The sequence below is a fragment of the Pseudacidovorax intermedius genome, assembly GCF_001476815.1.
GTDB lineage: Bacteria > Pseudomonadota > Gammaproteobacteria > Burkholderiales > Burkholderiaceae_C > Xenophilus > Xenophilus intermedius_A.
The window spans coordinates 84,629-91,160 of record NZ_LDSL01000052.1 but is presented as its reverse complement, the minus strand read 5'-3'; the positions used below and the strand labels follow the sequence as shown (position 1 = coordinate 91,160).

At 72.5% G+C, this 6,532-nt stretch carries 9 protein-coding genes; 2 read left to right on the top strand and 7 right to left on the bottom strand.

What is annotated here, in order from left to right; translation table 11 throughout:
• The 6 genes from NS331_RS08980 to NS331_RS08955 all read right to left on the bottom strand — a co-directional run.
• The coding region (locus NS331_RS08980; protein WP_242873698.1) for a hypothetical protein at positions 1 to 253 on the bottom strand (253 nt) is incomplete at its 3' end.
• A 126-nt stretch (positions 254 to 379) separates the two neighbouring features.
• Complete coding sequence (locus NS331_RS08975; RefSeq protein WP_058641661.1) at positions 380 to 1,126, bottom strand: murein hydrolase activator EnvC family protein; 747 nt, start codon at positions 1,124 to 1,126, stop codon at positions 380 to 382.
• A 51-nt stretch (positions 1,127 to 1,177) separates the two neighbouring features.
• A complete protein-coding gene (locus tag NS331_RS08970; protein WP_058641660.1) occupies positions 1,178 to 2,926 on the bottom strand; it encodes an ATP-binding cassette domain-containing protein in 1,749 nt (582 codons plus the stop codon).
• Positions 2,927 to 2,938: 12 nt separating this feature from the next.
• The gene (locus tag NS331_RS08965) at positions 2,939 to 3,415 is read right to left on the bottom strand and encodes a CreA family protein (protein WP_058641659.1); all 477 of its coding nucleotides are present in this window, start codon (positions 3,413 to 3,415) and stop codon (positions 2,939 to 2,941) included.
• Positions 3,415 to 3,963: an NUDIX hydrolase gene (locus tag NS331_RS08960; protein ID WP_058641658.1), complete on the bottom strand. Its 549-nt coding sequence runs from the start codon at positions 3,961 to 3,963 to the stop codon at positions 3,415 to 3,417. Before NS331_RS08960 ends, NS331_RS08965 begins: the two co-directional genes overlap by 1 nt.
• Positions 3,964 to 3,988: 25 nt before the next feature.
• Entirely contained in the window at positions 3,989 to 4,693 is a 705-nt protein-coding gene (locus NS331_RS08955) for a fumarylacetoacetate hydrolase family protein (protein WP_058641657.1), read from the bottom strand.
• 77 nt (positions 4,694 to 4,770) lie between these two features.
• Between NS331_RS08955 and maiA the strand changes: the two genes are divergently transcribed.
• Positions 4,771 to 5,412 carry a maleylacetoacetate isomerase gene (maiA, locus tag NS331_RS08950; protein ID WP_058641656.1) on the top strand — a complete coding sequence of 214 codons (642 nt, stop codon included), beginning with the start codon at positions 4,771 to 4,773 and terminating at the stop codon, positions 5,410 to 5,412.
• A 58-nt stretch (positions 5,413 to 5,470) separates the two neighbouring features.
• The gene (gene pgeF, locus NS331_RS08945) at positions 5,471 to 6,223 is read left to right on the top strand and encodes a peptidoglycan editing factor PgeF (protein ID WP_058641655.1); all 753 of its coding nucleotides are present in this window, start codon (positions 5,471 to 5,473) and stop codon (positions 6,221 to 6,223) included.
• Here pgeF and NS331_RS08940 read toward each other — a convergent pair.
• The gene (locus NS331_RS08940; RefSeq protein WP_058641666.1) at positions 6,152 to 6,457 is read right to left on the bottom strand and encodes a hypothetical protein; all 306 of its coding nucleotides are present in this window, start codon (positions 6,455 to 6,457) and stop codon (positions 6,152 to 6,154) included. The genes pgeF and NS331_RS08940 overlap by 72 nt on opposite strands.
• Positions 6,458 to 6,532: the final 75 nt, after the last annotated feature.

Here is a 6,532-nt window from a genome sequence, read left to right as displayed (position 1 = left end):
CGGCGCTGGCCAGCGCCGCATCGTCGTCCACCTTGGCGCCCTGCCAGCCCGCCAGCGCGAGCACGGTGGGCCGCAGCGCATCGATGTACGCCGTGCCGGCCGCCTCCTTGCGGCCGAAGTCGATGGCGATGAACTTCTCGTTGATCAGGATGCCGCTGATGAAGATGACCGCGGTCAGGTCCAGCAGGTAGATCAGCAGCAGCTTGCGCCCGACGCTGAGCCGGCCGAGCCGGCGGGAGATGAATTGCAACATGGTCGATAACGTAGGACACAATTGCTTGCAATTTATGTGCCTGCGTTACGGTGCGCGCTGGCGGGCCGGGGGCGCACCGGGCTTGGTTCGTCCGCGCCCGTCGGCGGCGCGGTGCCGCTCATCGTCTCAGGGCGCGAGGTAAGGCTGTGGGTCCACCGCCACGCCCTCGCGGCGGATCTCGAAATGCAGGCGGCTGTCCGCACCGCCGGCATTGCCGTCCTCCACCTCGGCGATCACCTCGCCCTGGCGCACCCGCTGCTGCTCGCGCACCCGCACGTTGCGCACGTGCGAATAGGCGCTGATCAGCATGCGGCCGTGCTCGATGATGACCGTGTGGCCGTAGCCCGCGAGTTCGGAGCCGACGAAGGCCACCCGACCGTCGGCGGCGGCGGTCACCGGCTCGCCCGGTGCGGCCGCCAGGTCCACGCCCTTGTTGCGCTCGCCGTCGAAGGACTGGACCACCTGGCCGCCCACGGGCCGTGCGAAGCGCGGCATCTCGCCGGGCGCAGCGGCCAGCGCGGCGGCGCCTGCGCCCGCCGCGGCAGCGGCCGGTGCGGCCCGGCGCAGGGCATGGCGGCCGCGCTGGGCCTTGGCGGTGCCGCGGCCGGTGGCGGCGCGGCCACTGGCCGCCGTGCGGCCACCGTTGTTCCGGGGGGCGGTACTCCGGGGCGCCGCGCGGGCCGGAGCCGCCGGCTTGGCCTTGCTCTGGGCGGCGGGGCGTGCATGGGTCTTGTTGGCGGCCTGGGCGGCGGGGGCGCCGAGCGTCAGGCCGGCGGCCAGCGCGAGGCCGGTGCCGAACACGCCGAGCCAGCGCAGGGCGGTCGGCCGCGCCGGACGCAGGCGCCGACGCAGCAGGGTGATGGGGTTGAACATGGCGCTTGGAGCGGCGTCGGGCCGCCGGGTTTCATCCGTCTGTCGGGCCGCTCAGGAATGGGCGCCGGCGACCTGGGCGGCCAGGGCCGGATGGCGGGCCAGCACGGCGTCGCGCGGTCCGGCGTCGGCGACCTGGCCGGCCTCCATCAGCACCACGGTATCGAAGCGGCCGAGCAGCGCCAGACGGTGGATGGAGGCGACGATGCAGGCGCCCGAGAAGGCCGCCGCCAGGCGGTCGAGCACGCGCGCCTCGGTGGCGGCGTCGAGCGCGCTGGTGGGTTCGTCCAGCAGCAGCAGGGAACTGCCGGCGGCGGCCAGGGCACCGCGGGCGAGCGCGAGGCGCTGCCGCTGGCCGCCGGACAGGTTGGCGCCGCGCTCGGTCAGCGGGCTGTCCAGCCCCTGGGGCAGGCGGTCCAGCACCTCGTCGAAGGCGCCGGCTCGGGTGGCTGCCTGCAGGTCGGCGTCGGCCCGGCCGTCGCCGAAATCCAGGTTCTCGCGCACGCTGGCCTCGAAGACCTCGGCCTCCTGCGGGATCAGTGTGGCGATCTGGCGCAAGCCGTCCCACGGCACGGGACGACCGTCCAGCTGCAACTGGCCGGACTGCGGCGCGTACAGGCCCGCCAGCACCCGCAGCAGCGTGCTCTTGCCGCCGCCGCTGGGCCCGATCAGCGCCACCCGGCTGCCGCGGCGCAGCTGCAGGTCGATGCCCTGCAGGCCGTGGCCCCGGCTGCCGTCGGCATAGCGCCAGTGCATGGCCTGCAGCGTGAGCGTGGCCCAGGCGGCCTGGGCGTCCACCGCCGGCACGGGCTGCGCCGGATCGCCAGGGGCGGCCCAGATGGGCTCGGCGCTGCCCCAGTCGGTGTGCATGCGCGCGAAGCTCTGGAAGTTGGCGGCCATGGAGCCCACCACCGACGCTGCCTGCTGCGCGTACTGGTAGATCATGAACACGGTGCCCAGCATCACCGGCTGGCCGGGCACGCGGTTCTGCCACACGTATTCCATGACCAGCGCCCAGGTCAGGGTGAGGCCCAGCAGGTCGACGGCGAACCACTTGCCCTCGTTGACCACCACGGCCCGCTTGAGCGGCGCCGACACCGCGCCCATGCGCCGCCCGAGCAGCCGGCGCGAGGCCGCCTGCAGCCGCAGGCCGATCACCGTGCCGGCATTGCCGATGAAGTCGAACAGGGCAGCGGCGTAGCGCCGGTCGGCATCGTTCTCGGCGCGGGCCAGCTGCATCAGCGTGCGGTCGAAGCGCATGATGACGAACGCGATGGCGACGAAGCCCACCAGCGCGATCAGCCCGCTGGCCGGCGCCAGCAGCGCCAGTGCCACCAGCGGCCCGATGAAGCTGAAGGCGTTCTGCACGTAGACGAACTGGTTCTGCGTGAAGTCCGACAGCGCCCGGCTGGCCTGGTGCACGCGGTGCTGCAGTTCGCCCGAATGGTGGCCGTCCCGCCAGACCAGCGGCGCGGCGGCGATGCGGGCATAGAGCTGGTCGGCCACCCGCTCGCGCACGCGCAGGCCCACGTTGCGCTCCAGCACGCGGCCGGGCCCGTGCAGCATCCAGGAGACCAGGTAGATGGCCAGCAGCAGCAGGATCCAGCGGCCCGAGCCCGCGATGTCGCCGCGCTGCAGCGTGTCGATGGCGCGGCCGGCCAGCCAGGGCAGGGTCAGGCGGATGAGCTGCGAGGCCGAGATGAGCGTGGTCGCGCCCACCAGGTGCGTGCGCACGCCCTCGGCATGGCGCCACAGCGCCCGGTAGAGCTCGCGGACGGCGCGGGCTGGAGACGACGTCGCCATCGCCGCGCCGCCTTACCTGAGCGGGATGGGCGTGCCGCGGTCCACCGGCACGGCGGTGACCGCATTGGTGGGCGAGCCGTCGATCAGCTTGTCGGAATAGCTGAGGTAGACCAGGGTGTTGCGCTTCGCATCGACCATGCGCACCACGCGCAGCCGCTTGAACAGGATCGACTGCCGCTCGCTGTAGACCTCTTCCTGCTGCGGCAGCGGCTGTGCGATGGCGATGGGGCCCACCTGGCGGCAGGCGATGGAGGCCTCGGCCTTGTCCTCGGCCAGGCCCACGGCGCCCGACAGGCCGCCGGTGCGCGCGCGCGAGACGTAGCAGGTCACGCCCGTGACCTTGGGGTCGTCGTAGGCGTCGACCACCACCTTGTGGTCGGGGCCGATGAGCTTGAAGGCGGTGCTGACTTCGCCGACCTTGTTGTTCTCGGCATGGGCCAGGCCGGCGGCGGCGGCCATCAGCACGGGCAGGAGGAGGGCGGCGCGCATCACTGGATGTCCAGCGTGTGGAACTGGAAGCGGCCGGCGCGCCGGTCCTCGAAGAAGCAGCGCAGTGCCTCGCGCACGGTGCGGAAGGCGATCTCGTCCCAGGGGATCTCGTCCTCCTCGAACAGCCGGGCCTCGATGGTCTCGTGGCCGGGGTCGAAGCGATCGCTCTGCAGCTCGGCCAGGTAGAACAGGTGGACCTGACCGACGCGCGTCACGTTCATGAGGGCGAAGAGCTCGCCCATCCTGAACTGCGCCCCGGCCTCCTCGACCGTCTCGCGCGCGGCGCCGTCGGCGGTGGTTTCGCCCAGCTCCATGAAACCGGCCGGCAGCGTCCACTTGCCCCAGCGCGGCTCGATGTTGCGCTTGCACAGCAGCACGCGCGTGCCCAGCACCGGCACCGTGCCCACCACGTTCAGCGGGTTCTCGTAGTGGATGGTGCCGCAGGCCGGGCAGACGGCGCGCTCGCGCGTGTCGCCGTCGTCGGGCACGCGGTAGACCACCGCGGTGCCGCAGGCCTTGCAGTGCCGGATGCGGGGACGTTCGAACATGGGTTGGCGGGTCTTTCGTGCGCGCTCAGGCGACGCGCACCGACAGGCGCGGCAGGCCGGCCACCTCGCCCTCGAGCAGGTCGCCCAGCACGACGGCGGCCACGCCCTCGGGCGTGCCGGTGTAGATCAGGTCGCCGGGCTGCAGCTCCCAGGCGGCCGACAGGTGCTCGATGGTCTCGGCGATGTTCCAGATCAGCTGGCTCACGTTGCTGCGCTGGCGGTCGGTGCCGTTGACCTGCAGCGAGATGGCGGCGTGCTCGACGTCGCCGGCCTCGGCCTTGGGCACGATAGGACCGATGGGCGCGCTCTGCTCGAAGCCCTTGCCGATGTCCCAGGGACGGCCCTGCTTCTTCATGTCGTTCTGCAGGTCGCGGCGGGTCATGTCCAGGCCCACGGCGTAGCCGAAGATGTGCTTGTGCGCGTCGGCCGCGGCGATGTTCCTGCCGCCGGTGCCGATCGCCACCACCAGCTCGATCTCGTGGTGCAGATTCTTGGTCAGCGTGGGATAGGCCATGCTGCCGGTCGTATCGGCGTCCACGACCACGGCCGCATCGGCCGGCTTCATGAAGAAGAAGGGCGGCTCGCGGCCGGTGAAGCCCATCTCCTTGGCGTGCTCTTCGTAGTTGCGGCCGACGCAGTAGATGCGGTGGATCGGAAAGCGCGCGGCGCTGCCCGCCACGGGAACCGACACCACCGGTGCCGGCGCGAAGACGAAATCCTGGGAAGCCATGGAGACTGCTCTTTGGAGGTTGGAGGAGGGGAAGGGCGCAGTGTGCCAGAGGCGGCGCCGTCGTATGCTCGCCGACCATGACCAAGCTGCACAACTACTTCCGCTCCTCGGCCTCCTTCCGCGTGCGCATCGCCCTGCAGCTCAAGGGCCTGGCCTACGACTACGTGCCGGTGCACATCGCCCGCGGCGACCACAAGACCGGGCCCTTCGCCCAGCTGTCCGCCGACCAGCTGGTGCCGTTGCTGGAGACCGACGACGGCCAGCATTTCTCGCAGTCCATGGCCATCATCGAATACCTCGACGAGACCCATCCCGAGCCCGCGCTGCTGCCGCGCGACGCGGCCGCCCGTGCCCACGTGCGTGCGCTGGCCCAGTCCATCGCCTGCGAGATCCATCCGCTGAACAACCTGCGCGTGCTCAAGTACCTGGTGCGCGAACTGAAGCTGAGCGAAGAGGCCAAGAACGACTGGTACCGCCACTGGGTGCGCGAGGGCCTGGTCGCCTTCGAGCGCCAGCTGGCCGCCTCGCCCGCGGGCCGTTTCTGCTGGGGCGACACGCCGACGCTGGCCGACTGCTGCCTGGTGCCGCAGATCTTCAATGCCCGCCGCTTCGACAGCGACCTGTCGGGCCTGCCGCGCACCATGGCCGCCTACGAGGCCTGCATGGCGCTGCCGGCCTTCCAGGCGGCGCAGCCCTCGCAGTGCCCCGACGCGGAATGAGCGGCCCTCCGCTCGCGATCTCTGGCGCGCGCAGCGGCCCGGCCGCGCAAGGCCGCGCATGGACCTGATCCGCCCCGACTGGCCGGCACCGCCCGGCGTGCACGCCCTGTGCACCACGCGCGATGGTGGCGTGTCGGGCGAGGCGCAGGGCGGCGGTTGGGCCGGGCTGAACCTGGGCACCCACGTCGGCGACGACCCCGCGGCCGTGGCCGAGAACCGCGCCCGGCTGGCCCGCGCCGCCGGCGCGCGGCCCGTCTACCTGCAACAGGTGCACGGCAGCACCTGCGCGCGCCTGGACGCCGCCAGCGCCGACGGCCTGGAGGCGGATGCCTGCATCACCGCCGACCCCGGTCTGGCCTGCACCATCATGGTGGCCGACTGCCTGCCGGTGCTGCTGTGCGACGCCGAGGGCCGTCAGGTGGCGGCCGCGCACTGCGGCTGGCGCGGCCTGGCCGGCGGCGTGCTGGAACGCACCGTCGCCGCCTTCGGGCCGGCCAGGACGCTGCTGGCCTGGCTGGGCCCCTGCATCGGCCCGACGGCCTTCGAGGTGGGGCCGGAGGTGCGGGCCGCCTTCATCGCCGCGGACGAGGGCGCCGCCGCCTGCTTCGTCCCCGGTGCCGCCGCGGGCAAATGGCTGGCCGACCTGCCGGCCCTGGCGCGCCGGCGGCTGGCCGCTTTGGGCGTGCGCGACGTGCACGGCAACGATGGCGGCGCCGCCTGGTGCACGGTCGGCAACCCCTCAGTCTTCTTTTCGTACCGGCGCGACGGCCGCGTCAGCGGGCGCTTCGCCGCCCTGGTCTGGCGCGACTGAGTCCGGCGCTGCCGACGCCGGGGCTGCCGCCTGCGCTGCCTCGGCGGCCTCGCGCGCCCGCCGGGCCTTGCGCCGCGCGGGCGTCGCGAGGATGTAGCCCACGATGCCCATGGGCAGCAGGCCATACAGCACGAAGGTGACGATGGCGCCCAGCACGCTGCCGTTGGCATGGGTGGCTTCGGCCACGGCCATCATCACGGCGACGTACAGCCAGGCGATCACGACGAGATGCAGGAACACGGCAGGAGGATGGCTTTAGAGGAAGGCGTTCTGGCGCCGGGCGGGTCTTCGAAATGCAGGATACTCCGC